This window comes from Clostridioides sp. GD02367 (assembly GCF_045900275.1).
Lineage (GTDB): Bacteria > Bacillota > Clostridia > Peptostreptococcales > Peptostreptococcaceae > Clostridioides > Clostridioides difficile_A.
On sequence record NZ_JBJODK010000002.1, the window covers coordinates 254308 to 277908 of the forward strand.

The 23601-nt window shown below is 25.8% G+C and carries 19 protein-coding genes; all 19 read left to right on the forward strand.

Features of this window, described 5'->3' with window-relative positions:
• The first annotated feature begins 1 nt into the window (after position 1).
• The 19 genes from Q3223_RS03155 to Q3223_RS03245 all read left to right on the forward strand — a co-directional run bounded on the left by Q3223_RS03155 (position 2) and on the right by Q3223_RS03245 (position 23586).
• Positions 2 to 2017, forward strand: coding sequence for a discoidin domain-containing protein (locus Q3223_RS03155; RefSeq protein WP_284182081.1), 2016 nt, complete (start codon positions 2 to 4; stop codon positions 2015 to 2017).
• Positions 2017 to 3510: a hypothetical protein gene (locus tag Q3223_RS03160; RefSeq protein WP_407811606.1), complete on the forward strand. Its 1494-nt coding sequence runs from the start codon at positions 2017 to 2019 to the stop codon at positions 3508 to 3510. The genes Q3223_RS03155 and Q3223_RS03160 overlap by 1 nt, the downstream gene beginning before the upstream one ends.
• A 195-nt stretch (positions 3511 to 3705) precedes the next feature.
• The gene (locus Q3223_RS03165) at positions 3706 to 5217 is read left to right on the forward strand and encodes a hypothetical protein (RefSeq protein WP_284182079.1); all 1512 of its coding nucleotides are present in this window, start codon (positions 3706 to 3708) and stop codon (positions 5215 to 5217) included.
• A 4-nt stretch (positions 5218 to 5221) separates the two neighbouring features.
• Entirely contained in the window at positions 5222 to 5827 is a 606-nt protein-coding gene (locus Q3223_RS03170; RefSeq protein WP_054270802.1) for a hypothetical protein, read from the forward strand.
• Between the two features lie 71 nt (positions 5828 to 5898).
• Positions 5899 to 8205, forward strand: a complete 2307-nt coding sequence (locus tag Q3223_RS03175; protein ID WP_284182078.1) for a phage tail protein — start codon at positions 5899 to 5901, stop codon at positions 8203 to 8205.
• A 47-nt stretch (positions 8206 to 8252) separates the two neighbouring features.
• Entirely contained in the window at positions 8253 to 8390 is a 138-nt protein-coding gene (locus Q3223_RS03180; RefSeq protein WP_407811609.1) for a hypothetical protein, read from the forward strand.
• A 65-nt stretch (positions 8391 to 8455) separates the two neighbouring features.
• Entirely contained in the window at positions 8456 to 8932 is a 477-nt protein-coding gene (locus Q3223_RS03185; protein ID WP_407811611.1) for a hypothetical protein, read from the forward strand.
• Between the two features lie 114 nt (positions 8933 to 9046).
• Positions 9047 to 9664, forward strand: coding sequence for a hypothetical protein (locus Q3223_RS03190; RefSeq protein WP_407811613.1), 618 nt, complete (start codon positions 9047 to 9049; stop codon positions 9662 to 9664).
• Complete coding sequence (locus Q3223_RS03195) at positions 9645 to 10769, forward strand: hypothetical protein (protein ID WP_054270798.1); 1125 nt, start codon at positions 9645 to 9647, stop codon at positions 10767 to 10769. The genes Q3223_RS03190 and Q3223_RS03195 overlap by 20 nt, the downstream gene beginning before the upstream one ends.
• 21 nt (positions 10770 to 10790) lie before the next feature.
• Complete coding sequence (locus tag Q3223_RS03200) at positions 10791 to 11273, forward strand: hypothetical protein (protein WP_054270797.1); 483 nt, start codon at positions 10791 to 10793, stop codon at positions 11271 to 11273.
• 1 nt (position 11274) lies between these two features.
• Positions 11275 to 12342, forward strand: a complete 1068-nt coding sequence (locus Q3223_RS03205) for a hypothetical protein (RefSeq protein ID WP_407811615.1) — start codon at positions 11275 to 11277, stop codon at positions 12340 to 12342.
• A complete protein-coding gene (locus Q3223_RS03210; RefSeq protein ID WP_407811617.1) occupies positions 12335 to 12700 on the forward strand; it encodes a hypothetical protein in 366 nt (121 codons plus the stop codon). The genes Q3223_RS03205 and Q3223_RS03210 overlap by 8 nt, the downstream gene beginning before the upstream one ends.
• Before the next feature lie 38 nt (positions 12701 to 12738).
• On the forward strand, positions 12739 to 16380 hold the full coding sequence (locus tag Q3223_RS03215; RefSeq protein ID WP_407811619.1) for a hypothetical protein: 3642 nt from the start codon (positions 12739 to 12741) through the stop codon (positions 16378 to 16380).
• A 38-nt stretch (positions 16381 to 16418) separates the two neighbouring features.
• Entirely contained in the window at positions 16419 to 17195 is a 777-nt protein-coding gene (locus Q3223_RS03220; protein ID WP_407811621.1) for a hypothetical protein, read from the forward strand.
• Positions 17188 to 17601, forward strand: coding sequence for a hypothetical protein (locus Q3223_RS03225; protein ID WP_054270754.1), 414 nt, complete (start codon positions 17188 to 17190; stop codon positions 17599 to 17601). Before Q3223_RS03220 ends, Q3223_RS03225 begins: the two co-directional genes overlap by 8 nt.
• Positions 17582 to 18397, forward strand: coding sequence for a baseplate J/gp47 family protein (locus Q3223_RS03230; RefSeq protein ID WP_169469966.1), 816 nt, complete (start codon positions 17582 to 17584; stop codon positions 18395 to 18397). Before Q3223_RS03225 ends, Q3223_RS03230 begins: the two co-directional genes overlap by 20 nt.
• A gap of 8 nt (positions 18398 to 18405) precedes the next feature.
• On the forward strand, positions 18406 to 19080 hold the full coding sequence (locus Q3223_RS03235; RefSeq protein ID WP_054277045.1) for a hypothetical protein: 675 nt from the start codon (positions 18406 to 18408) through the stop codon (positions 19078 to 19080).
• Complete coding sequence (locus Q3223_RS03240) at positions 19081 to 20199, forward strand: hypothetical protein (protein WP_074179671.1); 1119 nt, start codon at positions 19081 to 19083, stop codon at positions 20197 to 20199.
• Between the two features lie 15 nt (positions 20200 to 20214).
• Complete coding sequence (locus tag Q3223_RS03245) at positions 20215 to 23586, forward strand: Ig-like domain-containing protein (protein WP_407811624.1); 3372 nt, start codon at positions 20215 to 20217, stop codon at positions 23584 to 23586.
• Positions 23587 to 23601: the final 15 nt, after the last annotated feature.

Consider the following 23601-nt stretch of genomic DNA (forward strand, 5'->3'; position numbering starts at 1 on the left):
TATGGCTAGTGTTGGAGACGCCCTTCCTCAACCAGAGGAAGGTTGGAAAAGGTATAATGATGATTGTATAAATATATTCTACTCTGAATTGTATAAAAGAGTTCCTATGAGTTCATGTTATGGTGGAACAGGTACATATGTTAGAAATGTTCCTTATGACGAAACAGATATTAATTTTAGTTTTATTGGTTCAAAAGTAAGAATAATGTGTGATGTATGTAGCGATAGGTCTGATTTAATTGATATTAATCTTGATGGTAAAGTTGAACAATTTAGCACAAGAACTGGTAACGCTATGAATTTTTCTAAAATAGTATATGAAAAATTAGACCTAGATAATAAACTACATAATATTAAAATATCAATAAATAAAAATAGTGTTGTTGTTTATTTTTTCTTTGACTGTATAGATATAGATGAAGGTGGACATATATTGTCACCAATAGAATCTAAATTGACACAGAGAACATTAATAGAAGGTATGGAGATAGGAGATATAGTATCTTGTAGATATACTGCTCCAACTGCTGGGAAAGTGGGAGATTTTTCAGAATTGGGAACTTGTAGCTATAACGAAATTCCAAGGGATGTATCAAATTCAACTCCAGATGGAAAATTCTTTTTTGTTAAAGTAGATGATAATAAATTAATAGCAGATAGAAATATACAAAATAATATATCTTGGAATGAGATTAATGGTAATTTAGATATCTTTTATAGAGAAAAAATATTTCCTCTGAATATTTGTGAAAGTGATGAGACAGATGAATATGTTTTAAAAGCTAGTAGTGTGTATGCAAATAGGTATGCTTACAATGCATTTGGTAACAAAATAGGATGGCACAGTGGATTATATAGCTATCCACATATATTACAAGTTAGTTTCAAAAGAAAACCTCAAAGAATAAACTCATATAAGTTTCACTTTGGAAATAACGAACAGTTTCCACAGTCAGCAACAGAATGGACTATAGAGGCTAGTAATGATGAATTAAATTGGATTATTTTACATACAGTTAAAGAAAATCCAGCTCCAAAACATGATCAAATTAAAAATTATATCTTTAGAAATGAAATTTTTTATAATCATTATAGAATAAAAATAACAAATTCAAATTCTAACTCTGGGTGTGTAACTATAAAATGTTTAGATTTTTTTTATAAAAAATTCTCTATGTGTTTACCAGATGGAGGAGTGGCTTACAATAATGATATAACAATATCTTTTCCTAAAAAAGCTTTAAATGCAAATGAAACTGATGAATATATACTTTATGCAAGTGGGTCTCTTAGTGACGCACTTCTTACGTATAAAGCATTTAATAAAACAAACATTGATTCTAATGATTGTTGGCATAGTCCTAATGAAGCAAATTCATATATAAAAATATTTTCAAAAAAAGAAAAAATAATTTCAAATGGATTTATATTCACTAATAGAAATAGTGATTCATTCCCTCAAGCTCCAAATTTATGTATCGTATATGGTAGTAATGACAACGAAAAGTTTGAAAAAATATATGAGTCATCAAGCTTTCCTCAAAATGCTAGAGCTGTATCTTACCATTATTTTAATTCTCAAGTAGAATACTTATATTATCAATTTAATTTTAGTGGAGCAACAGGTTATGTAGCTATAGGAGAATTAGAAATACTTAAAGAGTACGAGTACAAAAACTCTTCTTCAAGTTTAGTTAATAAAAATCAAGGAGGTTGGCCAACTATTAATGATTGGGATACATATATATGGAAAAATAATTTAAATGGAAAGATAGATGTAGGCGATAATGACATATGGAATTATAAACATATTGCATCTTTAACAGATAACATTGCGATTTTATCAGTTGTAGATGTATGGGGAACAAGACCAAATGGAGTCTCAATTGCTGTTAGGGGATATAATGATCAATTCGTAAATGATAGTAGCCCTAAAAGGTATGGTATAATAAATAATACCTATACGGCTTCTAATGTAGGATTTAGACCTATGTTGGTTATAGGTGGTGAAGAATAATGGCTATTGTAGGTGAACAATTACTTCAACCAGAAGCAGGTTGGAAAAGATATGATGAATCAAAAATACGATCTATAAATAAAAATTGTAGTTCAGAGTCTAATAGTGCTTATTATGGAGGCTCAATCACTTTACTTAAAAGTACTGATAGCAGTTATAAATTCAAATTTTATGGAAATAAGTTAAGGCTTATATCAGATAAAAATTCAAATAGGCCAAAAGACAATACCAAGATAACTATTGATGGAATTGAGTATATAGCTAATTCATATAACAGTCAACCTATTCCACAGGTACTTGCAATTAGTTTAGAAAATCTAGAAAATTCTATACATGAAGTTGTAATATCACCTGTTAAAGAAGGATTTGTGGTTGTTGATTGTATAGATATAAATGAAGAAGGATATATCGCTGATTTACCTTTAGAAAAAAATAGAATTATTAATGTAATAAAAGTTGGAGAATACATTTCATGTAATTACACTTATAATAATGGTTTCACAGATTTTTATAGTGGGACAGACATGAATTTTATTTGTGTAAATCATACAGATAGAGAATCAATATTAATATCTGATAAAGTCTTTCCTAATTTGTCTTTTGATGAAATAAATCAAAAAGGATTTATATATGGTAATGAATTAGATAATCAGCCTTACAAACATAATTTATTAATAGTGCGTTCATTAACTGGTGGCTCTAACAATAATGGTTTATCTGAATATGATAAGTATATTGTAAATTCAGATTTGGATGGACTAATAACTCCAGGAGATAAAACTATTTGGAATTGGGACATTTGTAGTATAACAAGTTCTATATCAGCATCTGATAATTCTAAAATAATAACTAGAGGGTATTCTAGTCTAACAAACTACTCAACAAACAATACTTTTAATAATAAAGGTACAACATTTGGGTTTAGACCAGTATTAATTATTAAACATTCATATATATTTCCAATATTTGATATAAATTATTTTGGAGATATTAATAATTGTTTTAATATAACTAATATAATTTTAGATGTCTCAATAAAAAAACCTAAAGCAATAATAGAGATAATAAATATAAATAATTCTCATACTTTAGTATCTACTGATTTGATAGATATAGTAAATGGTTCTTTAAATGTAGGCTATGTGTTTAATAAAAATGATTTTATATTAAATGAGAAAAATGAACTAAAGATTACTTTAATTGATGAAAATAATTTTAGTTCATTTATAAGAATAAATACATTCCCTACTGAAGATAAACTTTTTATATTTAATCACTCAATAACTTCTACTATTATTGAAAATAAATATAGCAAAGATAGAATGATTATTTGTGCAAATATAAAAGACAACTACAATGTTTTATATTTAAATAATGATAAATACATATCAGCAGATCTTGAAGAATTTATTGATGTAATCGAAAGTACAAAGTTAAAATTCTTATTAGATAAAAATTCTAACTTAATTTCTTATGGAGTAGCATTTGTATAATAAGAAATGAACATTATAATGAATTAAGATTTAAATAAGAAAATAATTATTAATAGATAGTAAATAAAATTTAATCTAAAACTTACAAAATGGATATAAGTAAGAGTATATTAAATAATGTCAAGATACATAGTGTATTCAACTAATCTTAAAGAATCATAACAAATAAAGATGCTTAAAAGGAATTAAATAAATATGGACACATCAAAAAAGCTATTTAATGAACATGAATTTTATGGTAAAAATATTTATCTATTAGGAACTTCAGAATTTGGACCAGTAAACACTCCAATAAAAATAAACTCAATTTCTCATATGAATTCAAAATTTGGAAAAACAGGCTCTTTAGTTAAAGCATATAAAATTATAAAAGAATCTAAATTAGACTGTAAAGTTTATCTATGCAAAGTTACAGGAGCACATGCAGAAGTTTTTTTAGATGTAAAATGTACTAATGGTGAAGTAATAAAAAACTGTATACATATTAAATCAAAGTATGCGAATGAAATATATAATGATATAGAAATAATAGTAAATCAGGATGATTTGCAGGTAATCTATCCAAAAAGTTTAGGGGATTATGTATTAAAATATCCATATAAAAATTATCCTACACTATATGACCTATCAGAAGCTATAAATAAAGATTCTCAAAAACTAAAAGGGATGATAATTTGTAGTATTTATTGTGATTCTTATATAGAAACAAAGGAATCTATAAGTGAAGTAAATCAAAGTATATACAAACTTAGTGGAGGATATAGTGGATTAGATTGCAATAAAAACACAATGTACAATAATTTAGATAGCACATACACTATTTTGGAAGGGCTTGACATAGATATTATTATGCCTTTAGGAGTATACTATGATGATACATTTACAGATGATATAGAAAAAATAGATAAATATTATGACCTAACTAGAGAATATCTAACTCTGAAAAATGGAGAAAGATACGTAACTTTTTATGAACAATTACTTAATTTCTGCATAGTACAAATGAAAACAGGTATTATAACTCATGGTGTAATTGGTCTTAATCCAACTAATGAGATTTGGATAGATGAGAAAGAATATATTGGTAGATTAGAATATTTTAAAAAAATAAATGAAGTGTCAAAGTTTGATAAAAATTATGAACAATTGATAAGTGTAGTAGCTGGTGACATATATACCACATATGGTACTAATATTGTAAATGCAAGTATTGTATATGCTCCTCTTATAGCCAGTTTAAACATAATAGAAAATACTACAAATAAAGAAATTCCAGAGTCATTTTCATTATTTAATACTTTTGATATTTTAACAATAGAAAAAATGAATGAGCTTGGATATGTATCATTTAGATTCAGTCAGTTACTTAGAAGAGTAGTTGTATCAAACGGAATTACAATGAGTGAGCATACAGAATATAAGTATCTATGTAATGTAAGAATGATTCAATTGACTATGTGCTATATAAAAAAAATGATGTATTCATACATAGGTGAAAATATGGATGCTTTGCTATCATCTGGATATTTAAAAGAAAACTTAACACAATTGTTAGATGAATTAATAGATAAAGAAATTATAAGTGAATATATAATAAATGAATTGTTTAAACATAAGTCAGGAGAATTATTTTTAGATTTAAGTTTAAAGACAGTATATATGTTAGAGTATGTTAAAACCTATAGTGGATTGAGTATAGGTAGGTGAAAAAATGGATATGGAATTTATGCAAAATAATAAAAATATACTTACAACTGAAGAATATATTGATAATTTTGAAAAAATGGAAGAAATATTAGGAGACATTTTAAATGTAGAATTAGAGGATAATTGGGGAGCAATTTCCTTTGACACAATAAAAAAAGATGAAGCAAATAAAATTATACTTCCACAAATAAATTATATTGTAAAATTAAGAGAAACATCTAAAGGAAAAAGTCATAAACCAATGTTGACTGATGTAATAGATGAATCAAATGAAAATAAAGAAAAAACAGGTAAGGTCATTAAAGTATATAGACAAAGTTTTGATTGTATATTAGAATTTAGATTTCTAACTAAAACACAAAGAGAATGTAGAAAACTCATGGAAGATTTCGAAGATATAATAGTGTCTTATACAGGATTTCTAAAGAAAAAAGGTCTTGGAGAGATTTTCTTTTTAAAGGAGATGTCGACTGAAGATAACATAGGTTTTGATAAAAATATTTCAGTCAAAATATCTGAATATTTTATACGATTAGAGAAAGTAAAGACTTTAAATGTTAATAAACTAAAAAGTATAGAAATGAAATTTTCTATACAGGATAGAATTTAACCAAGAATAATGTGAATTTTACTTGGTATAAAATCTGTAAAATCTACAAGATTTAGAGGAGGAAAACCTTTATGGCAAATTTAGGAAATTTGTATCCTAATCTTCCAGGAATGTTAGTTGAATTTAAAGATGGTGGTTCTGCACTTAGATTTAGCTCAGATGAATACAATACTGATAGCATGTTGTTACTTGGTACAGCAGTTGATGGACCAGTAATGGAGCCAGTAGCTATAGATGATTCTTCTATAGAATTACTATTTGGCTCAGATATTAATTTAAATGGAATTCCAAATGGTGCAACATTAGTTCACTCATATAAGCAAGCTAGAGAGGCTGGATGCCAAGATATAAGAGTGATGAGAATATCTGGTACATGTTCAACATCAAATATAAGTGCACCATCACAAGTGGTTGAAAGAAATAAAAAAATAGATGAGGATTTATCCATTATTCAAGGTTGTGAGAAAACTGATATAAAACTAAGTGGAAAAGGAATTGTTCCAAGTTCGATTAGAGTGTATGTAAAAGGAATTGAGCTATTATCTGGATTTACATATAATGAATCTACAAAAAGTATATCAATAGAAAAAAATGCTTGTGATGCAGGAGTACCTGTTTCAGTATCTTATAGTTATAGATATTGGGTTGAGCAGAAACCAGAATATTTAACTTTAAATAAAGATAAAAAAATTTTTCTATCCAATATACCAAATGGAGCTGCTATAGTAGCTACTTATGATGGTAAACCTATAGAGGATGACATTGAAATGAATGATAATGTTATAACAATGCCATCTTTAAGTGAAGGAGAAAAAGTAGCTGTTGGTTATAGGGTAGAAGTTGTTGGAGAAGATATAGAAACTCAATTAGATGGAAATATTTTTATGACAGCTACAACAACTCAAAAACTACTTTTAAGCAATACTCCAGTAGATGAAACACTTATATTATATGTTGGTGGAAGTAAAGTACTCGATTTGAACTCTTTTTCAATAGATAAAAAATCAAAGACTATAACTCTTAAAAAAGAATGTTTTGAAATGGGGCAAGTAGTATCAGTAAGTTATTATATGCCATTTAAAGAAAATATAGAAAGAAAAATAAGATTAAAATCTAGGTTTGCTGGAGATATATATAATTTAGGTCAAGTGAAAGTAGAAGATTTGAGAGATACTTTTGGCAATTATATAGGAAAATATGTAAAAATAATTAAGCCAGAATCTAAAATGAGTATTGGTGAAGAACCATTGATATTGTCAACTCTTGACTACATAACCTTTGGAGAGTTAGTAGATGCAATAAATACTTTACAAACAACATATTTTGCAGAAACAGATACACCAGAAGTACTAACAAAAGACTTGATAAAATCAGCTACATATTTTATAGGAGGCTCTAATGGTTTAGACATGAATAAAGAAGATATGTTTAAGGCATTATCAGGAGAAAGGGATAGAAATGGATATATAGTAAAACAAGGTGCTTATCAGTTGCTTGAAAATTATAATGTAGATTGGATAGTACCCTTAGGTGTTTATGCTGATGATAAACTATTTGACAGACATCAAAATTTTGCATATGAACTTGCTTTATTTTGTGCAGTCTTATCTTATAGAAATAAATCTACATATGGCGTGATATCAATGAAGCCATTAAAAGACACCTCTTTGTCAGGTGTTCAATTACACTCTAAATATTTAACACAATATAATAATGAGTTTTTAATGAAAGATGATAAAGGCTCTATAATTACTGATGGACAGGGAAATTGTATAGACCTTGGAAAGTTTATATCAGTGGTTGCAGGGCCTACACCTATAGTTGAACATAAGGTAAGTTCACTTAGAGAAGGAAATGCGGCAGTGCTTTATGCTGCTTTAAATACGAATATCTTACCATATTCATCTCCAACAAATAAGATATTAAGTGGTGTAAAATCATTAAAGTACTCTTTTTCAAATGCACAATTAAATGATATAACAGGGAATAAATTTGTTTCATTCAATTCTAAAAAATTAAATAGCAGAACTTGTTTAAATAAGGTTTTTGTAGTGGATGCTCCAACATCCGCAAAGAAAGATAGTGTATACTCAAAATTATCTACATTAAAGGTTATGAGAGCAGTAACTGATAATATAAGAGAAGTAGCAGACCCATTTATAGGGGAAGCAAATACAATAGAGCAGAGAAATGCATTAAGTGCAACAATTGCAAAGAGATTAGATACATTACTATTACAAGGAGCTATACTAGATTATAGTTTTAACCTAATAGCAACGCAACAAGATTTAATATTAGGACAGGCTAAGCTAGAAGTTGGTATAGTAGCACCACAAGAACTTAGAAAAATAACCACTATAGTAGGTTTAAAAAAATAAAATGGAAGAAAATATCCATTTAGATTTAATGGTTAGGAGATATCACTATGGCAAGCACGAATATAAACACACTAACAGCATTTTCTGGAGCTGATTTAATTGTAAGCTTTGCAAATCAGGTTATTGGAGAATTACAAAAAATATCATGGAGTATAGAACGTGAAAAAAGCCAGTATATACATTAGGAAGTCCAGATGCACGAAGTTTTTCAAGTGGAAAAAGAGAGATTAAAGGGTCATTAGTATTTGCTATGTTTGACCAAGATTCTCTAATTAAATCTATGAAAAGCATTTTAAAATCATCAGAATCTACAGTATTTACAACTTCAGGAACTTTAGCTATAACTGAAGAGGAAAATTTTATAAATGCAGTAGAAATGTTGAAGTGGAATGTTACAGCACAAGATGCTATGAATATGAATAGTAAGTCTAAGTATAATGAAAATAATTCTAGAGTAAGTGATGAAAACTTTAAAGTACCTAATGGATTTAGTCCGATAAGAGATAATAGAATAGTTTATTTAGATTCTTTGCCACCATTTGATATAACAATGACATTTGGAAATGAACAAGGTCAATGTGCATTTCAAAAGATATATGATGTTGATATAGTAGATGAATCTAGTGAGGTATCTATTGATACAATCGTCTTAGAGAAAAAGCTAAATTATAGAGCTAGAAAAATATCACCACTTATACAAGGTGTATACTCAAAAGATGAAAAATAAAAATAAATCATAAAATTAAAAAACCCATGTAGTTAAATCTTTGTAAGTATATTTTGTGTATTTAAAAACTATATGGGTTTTTTCTAAATATAAATAAAAAGAGAGGTAAATAAAATGGATTTAGATAATACTTTTTACAAAGCATTCTCAAGTACAGATTCTCTCGCATTTATTTTATTTCCAGAATCTAAGCCAATTCTTTTAGGTAACTTGACAAGTATATCCTACTTAATTCAAAGAAATAAAAAGCCAGTAGCATCAATAGGAAGTACACATGTATCTGGATATACTCGAGGACCTAAGATGATTTCTGGGAAAATGGATTTTACTTTAATAAATCAGAATCTAATAAGTGATTTGACAAATAAAGTTTCAATTTTATCTAATAAAAAAAAGATTAGTTCAGATGAATTGCCCTTATTTGATGTGATGATAGTATCTTTAAATGAATACAAATATGCCACACAAATGATGATATATGGAATAGATATTACCAATGATAGTCAAATTATTTCTATTGAGGATGTTTTTATAAAAAATATAATTCACTTTGTAGCAATGGATTTGAAGGATTTTGCAGATTTAGAAACTCATAAAACAGTATCAAATAATATAAGTAATTCAAATATATACTCAAATTCAGTATTCTATTATGATTTTACGATTGAAGGATATGAATATTCTAAAAAAAGCAATTTGAAAGGCGTTAAATATGACAAATTTAAACTTTGATGATGTAAATAAAAAAAGGAGAGATTATAGTACATATAAAGAAGAGTTTTATGGTAGTTCGGATGTATTGATTTATATAAATGGAAAACATAATAAACAAATATCTGCAATAAAATTTTATGTCAAAGAACAAAGTAAACCTATTTATGGATATACATCTAATACATTTGATAATATAGCTATTGGAAATAGGATAGTATTAGGTTATATAAAAATCCCTGTCAGCAATGCTTTAAAAAATTTCTCTAATTCTTTAGAACAAAATATAAATACTTGTGATGAGCCTATTTCAAATAAAGAAGAAAAAATATCTATACCAGATTGGATATATGGATATGATTTAAGAAATCTAAATGATAAATGTATATATGGAGAATATGACAATGTCTTATATAAAAATCAATGTAATGTATATGACAATGATGTCTCATTTCTTTATGATAAATCTCTGTTCTATGTTAATTTTGGTAGCAAATATGATATTAGAGTACATTCTGTTCAAACAGCTTTAGTATATATGGGATATATGTATGAGGAACGAAGCTTTAGTGAATTAAAATATGGTTATTATTGTGTGTGTACATATGATATGATTAAGGTTTTTCAAAAAGAACATAAGATAATACCAACTGGAAGATTGTGTAAGAAGACCTGGAGTTTGATATTTAGAAAATTATATTCCAATTATAATATAATTATTTTGAAGAATAGTGAAAAAGAAATCTGTATTAAAGATAAACAAGAAGAGAATCAATATAAATCGCCTTGTAATCTAAAAGCTATAAATTCTTTTATATATGATGAAGTAGAATGTGATTATAATTTGATTGATGCTTTAATAGATGATTGTTATTATGGAGAGAATAAGCAAAAGTTTGACTTAGAAGATTCAGACTATCAACTTTCTTTTAATCCTAATAATATAAATACACTTAAAAAGAGTAAGTTTTCTATAAGTCTTATATATGGAGACAAAAAAGAAAAATATCGAAAAATTATTGGAGTATCACCTATATCAGTAAGTCAAGAAATAGATACAACAGGAAATCCTGTATACGATGTTTATGAATTTATAGCAAAAGATGTAATTGAAATTAACAATTAAATAGTGTTTGGAGGAGATTAAATGAATTATGATGAAAAAAAAATAGATTTATTGGCAAAACAGGCTAAGTTGGATTTAGAATCTCAATATGGAAAAAATATAGATGAAATTGATTTATATGCAGATGTTTTTAATGATGGCAGTAAAAATGAAAAACTGAAAGATTTAGCGTTAGAAGATACACCATTATTTAAAGATGGACCAGGGACAATTCAATTACAAACATGGAAAAAGAAATGGTCTGATTATGATATATATATGATTGATATTTTAAAAAAAAGGTTTATATTTAGAACTATTAATAGATTTGAATATAAGCAGTTATTGTCTCTTCAAAATATTGATACTTTAGAACGTGAAGAAATTATATGCCAAACTGTGACATTATGGCCAGAAAACTATGATTGGAAAGATAAGTCTAAGGCAGGATTAGCAACTTCATATTCTGAAGTTATTATGGAGAAGTCAGGTTTTACAAAAGATTTTGTAATAGAGGTAATATAGAATGCTTTCAATACAAGATATTATAAATATAAAAGAAAAAATGGGTTATAAAAAATTAATTCATATCAAATTTGGCACACATGAATATATATTTAAATTGATTAATCTAAATATATATATGAAAGCTAGTATTATTTCTAATACATACGAAGAATTTAATGATTTTATATGTCAATCTGCATTAATATATCCTAAGGAATTTATTTTTTCAAAAAGTTCAGTGGCAGGATTAACAGATGAAATTTCTAAAAAACTAATTTATGAATCTCATATTTTAGATGAAAGTTCAATAGTAAATTGTTTTGAGGAAAGTAGAGGAAAACTTAATACTTTTTTAGAACAAAGTAAGCTATTTGTAAAAGCAGCATTTCCAGATATTTCTTTTAAAGAAATATGTAATTGGGATTATGAGAAGCTTATGGATATGACAGCTAAGTCTGAATATATTCTTAAACTAAGAGGTGTAGATGTAAATCTTGAATATGACAAAGACTATTTAAATAATAAATCTAATAAAGAATATATGAATAGTCAAAATAAGATAAAAAGTTTAAACAAGAAAAACCTCAAAATTAATTATATAAGACCTAAATACTATCATCTAGATTCTAATAAATTTATAAATACAAAATGGGACACTCCAGATAAACTAAAAGTGATAGAGAATAAAAATATACAAAAACTAAATATAGAAACTAAATATATAGGCTCAAATGTTTTGAATATAGGGAATAAAAATAATAAAGATAATATTACTTATTCAATATATAAAAAAGATAAGAATAAAGATTATACTGAAAATGAAGATGACTTTAAAAATGGTAATTATAGAATTAATTCTAAAATAAATGATTTTTATATCGACGAAAGTTTAAAAGATTATAACAACATATCAAAGATTCATTTAGAAATAAGAGATATTTTAAATAGAGCAGGATATAAAAATATTGATATAAATTATATTTTAGGTGGAAAAGATTCAAATATAGATTTAAATTTTTATGAAAACAGACTTGAAAAACTTAAAATAAAGATGTTAAAAATGATTGGAGATATTATACATGAATAGTATAAATAATATTGAAGAAAAATTTTATGAAGAATATGAAAACTTTTTATTAGGAAGAGGAATAAAAGCTAAGGTAGTTTTTAATAATATTAAATCTAAATTAAATGACGAATATTATAATTCAGAAAGTAAAGATAACATAATAGAAGATGATATTTTGATAAACAATGATAAAGCATTAAATATGAAAATATCTGCTCAATCCCCTTTAGATGTTAATATAGATTATGGTGAAAAGATTATAAAAAAATTATTTAAAAATATAAAAAATTTAAATATAAGAACTACAATACAAGATGATAGAAAAGATATAACAAGCGATGAAATTGAAAGCATAATATCTAAAATCATTTTATGAATTTATAAAAGTATTTATGAGCTAAAGAGGGTGAATTTATGGGTAATGAGTCTAATAAAAGTTCAAATCAATCATATTATGGAGCTATTGCTCAGGAAATAACAGATAGAGATAGTCAAGAAATAGTTAATATGCTATATAAAGAAGCAACACTTAGAAACTTAAGTAATAAATATAAACCTTTAAGTTATTATGAATATATTCAGTATGAACATAGACTCAAATATAAAGACAATGTTGATAATATTTTTAGAATAGGAGATTGCTGTTTTGAAATACCTCCAGAATATATAAGTGTAACTTCTACCAATGATGGTGAAAGTTTTAATGAAAATAGATTTGCAAATATAGGACAATCTAAAAAACAGAATATAAGAAGAGAAATATTTGTAAACTTAATGACAAATGGTATAAATCAAGTTAATGGATATAAGGTGGAATCACCATTTGATTTCAAATATTATGTAGATGGATTAAGAAATTTAATTTGTCAATTTAAATATACTCCATTTGTTCCAATTGAATGTAAAGTTGTGAATAATGCAAATGGTATAAATAATGTGGCCTTAAAAAGTATGTCAGTTGAAACTGTAGAAGGTTTTTCTGAGAGTCTAAGAATTAAAATAATTATGGAAGAGCTTAATGTAAATCCTTATTTTAATAAAGATTATGTCTCATTAGATAACCATATAGATTGGGATTTGTATAGATTTTATACTCAAAAAAATCTTGAAAATTCTAATTTATCGAGGATTAATAAGATAAAGTCAGTAAACTTTACTGGTAAATTTACATTTAAAAAATTACACTCAAAAAATATAGATTCCAATAAAATAAAGAGCAAAACCACAACAACAAATAAAATTTATTTTGATGAAATATTAAGTGATAAAGAAAATGTGTATCTTACATATATCAATTTTAATTTAAATAATATATTTTCTAACATAAAACTAAATAATGGTGAAATACCAACAAAACAATACATGGGATTTGATAAAATTGACTTTGTGTTTGTATTTAAAACTAGTGATGAGAGTATAATAAAAAAATTCAACAAATTAAATAATAAAAATAGAAATTTTGAAAATGAAAATATAGATATTATAAAAGTGGAAAATGAACTTGTTAATTTGACTGGCACAGAATACATAATGATAAAAGATGTTCAAGTAGATACTGTTTTAGGATTTTCTGGACTATACAATATAACTATTAAATGTAGAAGTTATGATATAGATAAAATCCAAAAGACTAAACCAATAGGATTTAGACCATTCGATGAAGTTAAGGAAACAAATGGATATGAATATAATGAAATTCCTGAGGGTAGATTAGGTACAAAAGAGGATTTTATAGATTGTACATCTAGAGGTATAGATAGGAAAACTATGCAAGATATTTGTGTTAACAAGAAAATTATGTATTTAGAAATGTATCCAACTCTAAATTTACCAAAATATTACGAAATAGACAATGCTATACAAAATATAAGAGATTTTAGATTTAAAAATGGAGTTAAACAAACATCTCTTATAAAATATCCTAGAACAGATATTGTTATGAATAAAATAGAAGAAAATGAAAAATATAATGGTTTTGTAGAACCAGATTTTTATATTATATATCCTGATAAATTTGAATTTAATAAAGTTAATGTACAACTAGAAAATATTAAATCAGATACAGTTATAGAACCAGAATATAAATATGGATATGAACCTCAAGATATAAATAAATTGGAGAACGAATTTAGAAAAGAGCTACCTTCTGATGAAAATTTAATATTTAAGAATGAAAATTTTAATAAAATACATGGTAATGAGATTGGAAAATTTAATATTGAACAAGTAAAACCAAAGCAATCCTTTAAAAAACTTCCTGAGAATAATCCAAGTACAGTTGTAGAAAATATGTTAGTGGATGAATTTTTATATTCACAAAAAGGTACATTTACTAGAGCATTTCCAAACTTTATATTTATGTTATGTGATGAAGATATAGGCTTTTTAGAGGGGAAAAAAAGTTGGACAAACTACTATATATACAAATCTGTTGTAGATATAAAAATATCACAAAATGTTGATTCTCCCATATCAAGTGCAAAAGTAATCATTTCTAATGATTTTAATAATAAGAAAAATTTAGATGATAATAATTATATAAAAAATGATGTTTTAAATATATTTAATAAAAATCAACCTATATCATCAAAATGTTCAGAGGAATATAAAATAGATTCAAAATCTGAAATTGATTTAGATATAGTAGAAAAGAGAAATAAATTAGACAGTCAAAAAGTTTTAAAAGAAGGAACCAGAGTACATATTCGTATGGGGTATGGTTCAAATCCTTCAAAATATCCAGTTGTATTTAATGGAACTATAGTTGAAATAAATATCTCAAAAGATAATATATTAATAGAAGCAAAATCAGATGGTATAGAGCTTACAGATAAATATCTAGATGAAAAAATGAATTTTTCAGATGATAATATAGATTTAAAAAAAGATGCAAGTAATATAATATTAGATTTAATAAGTAAGAGAAATTTAAAAATAGAATACCAAAACGTTGAATGTAATGAAAAAAATCTTAAGAGTAAATACGGTGTAGAGCATTTTGGTATGTACGATTCTAACTCTATAGGAACTTACAGAACAATTCAAAATGACATATCTAAAAATATATATTTAAGTACTTATAAAGGAATATACTTCAATGATATTCAGAATATTGATTATACGGGAGAATCGATTTATGAGTTTTTACCAATAGGTAAAAAGATATGGGATATATGTAAAATGAGTGAAAAATCTATGCCTGAATTTGTAGTATATCCAAGACCATTTTTATTTGAACATAGATTGTTTTTTGGTTTACCTATTTGGATGTATAAATTTAATATAAATAATATAAAAAATGATATATATGAGTACTCTAAGGTTTTTTCACAAATGCATATAGTAGATTTTTATGACTCAATTATAGATAATAATATAATTATAGATAATAATAATTTAATAACAAATGTAAGAGGAATCTATAATGTATTAGGTAATTTAGAATCTACACCTTTTATAATAAGTGATAGCAATATAAAATGGTCAAACCAAAAGCTTAAAGTATTAGACAATTCAAGAATACAAAATTTTAATGTATTTTCTAACTTAGAGGATAAAACTTTAAAATACAGAGAATTATATGCAAATAATAGACATATGGCCATAAGAAATTGTATATCAGAAATTCAAAACTCATGGAAAGAAGCTTACGATGGCGAGTTGATTATTACAGGAAAACCGCAAATAAATGTATATGATTTAATAGCAATTAATGATTTGTTTGGAGGAATGGTAGGTGTATGTTTAGCAAAGAAAGTAACACATTCACTAAATATGAAAACTGGATTTACAACATCAATTACTCCAGGTTTGTTAACTACAAATTCATTAAAATATAGCGGTATGAGTAATGTACTAAAATCATGCAATAAAGCATTATTTTCTGTATCAAATATATTAAATAATGAAAGATTAGCAAATCTAAACGATACAACTGATAAATTTAAACGGACAAGATTATATAATTATGAAAATCTAAATAATATGCTTACTACACAATATGAAATGTTTAATTATAAAAACACTATAATTACATATCCATTATATAAAGTCTAATTCATATATGAAGTTTAATCTAAAGTAGGGGGGATTATGTGAAGCTCAAAGATAAATTAATAGATAACATCATAGATCCATATTCAAATACAATATTTACAACTTCTATAGGAAAAGTCATAGATTTTAATAGGCATAAAAATACAGCAGATATATATATAGAGAATGTAAAAGGTAATAGTGCAGTTTTTTCAAACGTACCTTTTCAAAATATAGGGGAAGGAGTTCATCTATTACCATTAGAAAAAGATGATAAAGTCTATATACAATTTAATAATGGCTCTGTATTTCAGCCTAAGATAACAGGAATAGCAAATGAGTCTCACCAACATCTATCAAGAAAAAGAAAAACTCACATTAGAGATGGATGTCTGTTATCAAATATAAAGAGAGACTCAAGAGAAATAACTAAGAAAATGAGTGAGACTTGGTTAGATTATGATAATAAAGATAAATCAAAATATAAAGATTTTATGGATAAAAATCCTATTGATAGTGTTTTAGAAAAAATAGAAGAAAAAGGAAGTTTTGCAGGTAAGGAAGTTGGTATATATCATCCTAAGAAATCTTCAATTGTAAAATTAAGAGATGATAGCAGTATAGACATATTTACAGCAACTAATGTTGGATTAAGGATAAATGCTGAAAATAAAACTATAGAAGTTTTTGGAGATTTTTCTACTAAATCAGAAAACTGGTCAATAATCTCAAATAATATAAATATATGTGCTGAAGATAAAATTATTTTATCTGGAAGTGAGATAGTTATTGATACAAAAAAGATAGAAATAAATGGAGTAGATAAAAATGTTTGATTTTTGCATAACAGATAGTGGAGAACTTATATATGATAATAATTCCAATAATTTGTTGTATTTAAATTCAGATGATTTACTTAGACAAAAATGTATTTGTAGAATAAAATCTGTAACAAAAGATTGGTTTAATGTGGACTATATAGGTTCAGATATAGAAAAATTTTTAGGAAAACTAAATAATAAAGATACGCTAGATTCAATTATAGCATCTATTGAGAATGCATTATTTTATGACAGGTTGGTTGGAGAAAATAATTTGTTTTTTATACCTAAAATACACAGAAATAAGATAGAATTATTAATTTTCATAAAAGAAAGAAGAAATAACAATCCGATTGTTATTAACATGGAAATTGACATAGTTAGTGGGGTGAAAATCAAGTATGATATTAATACACAATAAAAATTTTGAATCTCTGGTTAAAGAAACAGAAGTTGAGTTAAATAAAATTGGGTTTGACACAAGCCCTGGTTCTATAGCTAAACTTTTTTCTGACATAATAAATAAAAATATATCAGAATTTTATGATGTACTTACAATGAGCCATCTTCAAGCTTTTGTAACTACAGCTACAGGCAAATTTTTAAATGCTATAGGTTTATTAGTGGGATGCAAAAGATTATTTGAAGAATCAGATGAAGATTACCGAAAAAGAATTACTCATCAAACATTAACTTTGGCTAAGGCAAATGAAACTTCAATAAGATTAGCCGTTTTAAGTATAGAAGGTGTAAAAGATGTAATATTAAAAAGATACTCTCATGGTCCAGGCAGTATGACTATTGTGCCAATAGCTGAAAATATAGGTGATGAAGAATTGCTTTCAAGTGTAAAAAAAGCATTATTAGATATAACATCATTTGGAGAAAAGGTTGTAGTAAAGTTACCTAATTTTAAATATCTAAAGTTAAATATAGATTTAGTTTTTTCTTCATATGTGGATGAAATAGAGAAACAGTCTATAAGAGTGTCTGTAAGAGAAAAAATTATAAGCTATATAAATTCAATAAATATAGGAGAATCACTATTTATAAATGAACTGACGCAAAGAATAATGCAAGTTAGTGATTCTATACTAACTTATTCTTGTAACAGTATTAAGATAAACAATAAAAATTGTTTGTTAATTAATCATGATTGCAGATGGGATGAGAAATTTATTGTTTCTCCAGATGAGGATTCTGTAGTAATTATATAGGGGACATAATGACTGAAAACGTATATTTGGAATTAATAAAGAGTTTTGTAGCAATTATAACTGCAATTATAACTGTAGTTGGAGCTTACTTAGGTAGAAAAAAATATAAGATAAAGAATAAAGAACAGTATAGAGCCAAAAATAATCAGTTAATGTTGTATTCGCATCCAATATTTAAAAAAATAGAGCTAAATAAAAATATTATAAAAATACATTTTACACTTGAAAATAAGGGAAAAGAGGCTGTTTTTAGAGAAATATTAATTAATCATATGAATATATTTAAAATTCATGCTTTAAAACTATGTAAAAAAGTGGATTCTGGAAAGATTGTGGATACAGATGAATTATATACAGAGAGTGTTTATACATTAAATAATATTATTGCTGATTTGAAAAGTTTTTATAAAGATAGCAATTGCTATTCACAAGAAGAAGTAAATGTACTTGATATAGTAATGGATAAGTATAATCATTGGAATTCAGATAGGCAACAGGAAATAGTTGCTAGGATTCAAGAAATTTGTGTATCTGCTTTTTATACAGATATATACAATAAGTCTATAACAGTATTTGACACACTTTTATTTGTAATGAATGATATTATGTTTGATGCAAATAAAACATTAAATAATTTAAATGGAGATTTAGTAGGGCTTAAGTTTAGAGGAGTGATTATCTAAATGAAAGAAAGTGATTTTGCAAGATATACAGAAAAAATAAGATCAATGCTTCCCTTTTGGTTTGAAATGAAGAAAAACCCTAACAAATCTATTGGGATTGAGTTTTTAAATATCTTTGGCATGGAGTTAGATGAAATAGAAGAAATATTGCTTTATGCTTCAAAGCAAATCTATATTGAGTCAGCAGATGAGGATTTTGTCGATTTGGTATATAAAGTTTTATTACCAAGCAACTTTAATGTAAATAATATTTCTATGGTGTATACAAATCAACTTATACTTGAAAGAAGTTGGGATTTGTATACTTTTTTTGGAATAAAGAAAAATGAAAAAAATTTAGAAAACAACATAAGTCAGCCAGATTATTATTTTATTGATAAAAAGAAAAAAGTAATTTATGTTAGAGAATCATATGATAAAGAAGAAGATTTGCCTTTTGGGAAAATAAAAGTAAAGTGCAATAATAAAGAATTTTTATTTGAGTTAAATTTACATCATGTATGGAATTTTTTTGATGAGTTTGGTTTTTTAGTAGGATGTTCTAGGCTTAAAGGAGAAAAGAACCATGAATATAAGCTTAGAATTCTTGATGTTTTTAAAAATCCAGCTAATTCCACAAAACGAGGTCTTGCCAATGGAATTTCAAGAGAGCTTGGAATTAGAGAAGTAAAAGAATGGAAAGATATGAGTAAAGATTTTGTTATATCTGAAAAGATGGTTTTGGTAAATACTATATTAGTAGATAACAATTTAATAACTTTAGATGATGTTTACATCACTTCTACAGGGGAAATTCTATTAAAAGGAAATCCTGATAAAAAAAATCAATCATCAGTTGTTTCTTTTATAAAGAGTCTTGAAATGTATGAATTAGTAGATATAAATAATAAAAAATTAAGTATAGAATTATATAATTCAGATGCAACCCCAACCAAGTTATTAATTGATTATGTAACAAAGATAAAAGAAGATACTTCAATTTTTTGGAATGATTTTAAGTATGATGAAGATATATGGGTAAGAGAAGATGAAGATTATGACAATAGTTTTTCGTTTTTACCAACATTTCTTGACTCAAGTATAAAAGGTTTTTCAAAATATGGATATTATAAAAAGTAGACTGGAGGTGAAAAGATGGAAGAAGAAAAGAGTACAATTATGAAAGAAAATGAAATACCAAATCATACTAAATTTGAATTGCCAGAAAGAGTGGAAATGGTTCCACATATAAATACTAATATAGCAAGTAGAATGAAAGCTTTTCAATCTGGAATAGGAGATTATAATGATTGTAAGTTATATAAATCAGAAGATACTACATATAAAAAGACATTTAAACTGTTAAATAAAATATATGGAATAAGAGCAAGTAACAAAGTGAAATACAACACTATAAAATTTTATTATAGATATAAGATGGAAGCAAAAATTAATTATATAACTTATGATTCTAAAGTAAGAGTGAAAGTAAGCGCAAGAGAAGTATCTTCAATTGGGGAAAAAATTGAAGGAGAACCATTTGGACCAACTTACACATCTGAACTAACTTTAGATTATATATTTGATGAATATACTCAAGTAGCAGATATTTATTTATATAGTTTGATGCCAGAATTAAAAAATAAGGATTATTCAAAGCGATATAAATTTGATATAGAAGTTTATGATATAAAAGGACCAGTAAGAATATATTCATATACGCATGGATATAGGGATTTTTTAGAAGATAATGAAACTGATAATAGGGTTGAATTTAGTGAATATGGTTATTTTGACCATAAGGTGTGTATAAAAGCGATAGAAGTTACAAGACAAAAAGAGTATATAGAGATATTTCCACCATTAGAATATGATTCGCTTGTTGGAGTTATAAATGGAGATTTTCAGGTATCAGAAAATGGTAAAAAAGATATGATGGATACAGCTCCACCCTTTGAAGCTTCTATTGATGTTTATGATAGAAAATATTATTGTATCATAGAAAAATTTAGCCCAGAAGAAGCTTATGTTTTATATGAATTTGAAAATCAAGTAGACGAAGATAATTATACTCTAATCAATGGAGATAAAATAAAATTTTATTCAGATTCTATAATTGCAGATTCAACTGAATATAAGGAGTTTTTAGGCCAAGTTGATAGAGGGGAATTCATAATTGATGATAATAGAAAACACACTTATATATATGGTCTTACCGAATTTAATTTAAATTCAACTGAGTATAAGAGGTTTGAGCTTGTAGTGGAAGCTAGTATAAGTGATGTGGTGATTTTAGATTATCCCAAAGTGCTTACTATAAGATATGGGCATATTGATGATATTATAATTGTGTCTTTAAGGACATTACAAAATGCTTTAGCACGTTGGTGTCCAAGTATACATAATGGATATTATTATTATAATCAAGATGAGTATTATTTATATAATAAATGCAATATGAATGGTCAAGAAAAAGTATTACAGGATGCTTTTAATAAATTTAGAGTATTAATAAAAGTTACATTGAATGTATCAGAGTCAGAAGGAAAATTTGAAAGATACGATATTAGAAAAACTAATAAAAAAGACTTATTACTTGACAGTTCAAAATTTTTCTACAAAGATAATATGCTGTGGCCAAAACCAACAAAATGTTATAACGATTATTATTATGACTTTCTTGATGAATATATTTATGAAACAACACCATTTGTATTCAACAAAAAACCTACATCTATTCAAGAAATATCATGGATACAAAAATCTAGTCTATTCAGTACTGTAGATGTATATTATGTAGGGCATAACGATATTTATGGAGAATGGATGCAACCAGTTAAATTGATTTATGGACAACCCATTCCTCAAAATTTAATACTATGCAAAGTATTTAAATTAAGATTTGTACTCAAACCGTCTAAAATGCCTAAACTACAACATCGAGAATTAATTTATGAATGTGAATCTGATTGGAGAAATTTTATTGACTCTTTCTTGAGTTTCAATTTTTATTATAGAGAAGAAGTATTGATGCCATTATCAGATAATTCTATTTCAGTATCTATAACTAATATAATTGATTTAGGAGATACAGTAGAAGAATCAGCAGATTTAAGATATATAATGCCAGCAATGAAGTTTGATGGAAAAGTAGAATTTTATATACAGGATGATAATGTGTTGATTAATCTAGAAGGAAAACTAAACTCAGATAAATGGATTCAAGTAGAAAATAATACAAAGATTGAAACTAAGAGATTTGTGAGATTTAAAATTGTTTTGAAAGAGGGAGCAAAATTATATAGTTTAAATCTAAAAGTTGGAAGATATGAGTATACAGGAATGAATTTAGAAACATTTGTACCTGCGATAGGAAATATACAAGTTAAAGCCACTTATAATCCTACAGAACACTCATCTAAATATGAAAATATAACATCATATAATCTACCATATGATACCCAACAATATACAATTATAAAAAATATTGAGGAATATGCAGAGGCAGTCGCAAAAGCAAATGATTTCAAAGTAGAAAATATTCAAAGTATAAAATTTACCAAAGTAGATGTATATTCTGAAGAATATAATCTTTTATATGATGGTGAAGGTAAAATAACTAAAAAACCATTAAAAGCACAATCATTATATGTATCTCAAAATGATTTTATAGCAGAATTAGACCAAGATGGAATAATATTTAAGGTTCCATATACTAAAACTATAAGAATGTCTCCTATACCACAACAATATTCACCTATTATTATATATGAAATTGGAATAGAGGAACCATATACTCAAGTATTTTTTATAAGTAAAACAGGAGAATATTCACTTGAAAATGAAGAAAAATTTGAATCTCTAGGATTTAAAACTTTATACTTACAAAATATAGGTATAGATGAGACAACCATAGAGATTACAATAAATGATATATCAATGAATAACTATAATATTGAAAATAATGTTGTAGTTTTTGAAAAGGAAATTCCTAAAGGAAGTACAATAAATGTTAGATACAAAATTAAGAACTCTTTTATAGCTTTATATGACTATGAAAAAGATGAAGTTGAAATAAAATTGCATAAATTTGAAGAAAAATACCCAACTAAGGTGAAGGTATATTTTGAAACTCATAAAACATCTTCACTAAAAGAATTAAAGCATATATCATTAAATCCAATCTACAATACCCTATACAATGGATATATATACATATCAGACTACACTTTAGAACCTTACTTTTTAAAGATTTACTCAGAAAACAACTTTATATTTGCAAATGGAAAAGATGATATAAGCATCTTAATATCAGTAACAGATAAATATAATAATCCAATTGAAGGTGCATCTGTAAACATAGAAGCTGCTCTTGGAACAATAGAAAAATTAAATGATAGAACTGATATTAATGGAATAATTGCATGTATTTATACAAGTTGGACAGGCAATTGTATAGATGTTATAAAAGCAATTGCCAATGAAAATGCTAAAGATGAAATTAATATAGTAAATAGAAAAATATAGATAAGTTACAAAAGG

Coding starts and splice junctions, on each gene's coding strand:
- Q3223_RS03155 (WP_284182081.1), top strand. CDS start 2: ATGGCTAGTGTTGGAGACGCCCTTCCTCAACCAGAGGAAGGTTGGAAA.
- Q3223_RS03160 (WP_407811606.1), top strand. CDS start 2,017: ATGGCTATTGTAGGTGAACAATTACTTCAACCAGAAGCAGGTTGGAAA.
- Q3223_RS03165 (WP_284182079.1), top strand. CDS start 3,706: ATGGACACATCAAAAAAGCTATTTAATGAACATGAATTTTATGGTAAA.
- Q3223_RS03170 (WP_054270802.1), top strand. CDS start 5,222: ATGGATATGGAATTTATGCAAAATAATAAAAATATACTTACAACTGAA.
- Q3223_RS03175 (WP_284182078.1), top strand. CDS start 5,899: ATGGCAAATTTAGGAAATTTGTATCCTAATCTTCCAGGAATGTTAGTT.
- Q3223_RS03180 (WP_407811609.1), top strand. CDS start 8,253: ATGGCAAGCACGAATATAAACACACTAACAGCATTTTCTGGAGCTGAT.
- Q3223_RS03185 (WP_407811611.1), top strand. CDS start 8,456: ATGTTTGACCAAGATTCTCTAATTAAATCTATGAAAAGCATTTTAAAA.
- Q3223_RS03190 (WP_407811613.1), top strand. CDS start 9,047: ATGGATTTAGATAATACTTTTTACAAAGCATTCTCAAGTACAGATTCT.
- Q3223_RS03195 (WP_054270798.1), top strand. CDS start 9,645: ATGACAAATTTAAACTTTGATGATGTAAATAAAAAAAGGAGAGATTAT.
- Q3223_RS03200 (WP_054270797.1), top strand. CDS start 10,791: ATGAATTATGATGAAAAAAAAATAGATTTATTGGCAAAACAGGCTAAG.
- Q3223_RS03205 (WP_407811615.1), top strand. CDS start 11,275: ATGCTTTCAATACAAGATATTATAAATATAAAAGAAAAAATGGGTTAT.
- Q3223_RS03210 (WP_407811617.1), top strand. CDS start 12,335: ATGAATAGTATAAATAATATTGAAGAAAAATTTTATGAAGAATATGAA.
- Q3223_RS03215 (WP_407811619.1), top strand. CDS start 12,739: ATGGGTAATGAGTCTAATAAAAGTTCAAATCAATCATATTATGGAGCT.
- Q3223_RS03225 (WP_054270754.1), top strand. CDS start 17,188: ATGTTTGATTTTTGCATAACAGATAGTGGAGAACTTATATATGATAAT.
- Q3223_RS03230 (WP_169469966.1), top strand. CDS start 17,582: ATGATATTAATACACAATAAAAATTTTGAATCTCTGGTTAAAGAAACA.
- Q3223_RS03235 (WP_054277045.1), top strand. CDS start 18,406: ATGACTGAAAACGTATATTTGGAATTAATAAAGAGTTTTGTAGCAATT.
- Q3223_RS03240 (WP_074179671.1), top strand. CDS start 19,081: ATGAAAGAAAGTGATTTTGCAAGATATACAGAAAAAATAAGATCAATG.
- Q3223_RS03245 (WP_407811624.1), top strand. CDS start 20,215: ATGGAAGAAGAAAAGAGTACAATTATGAAAGAAAATGAAATACCAAAT.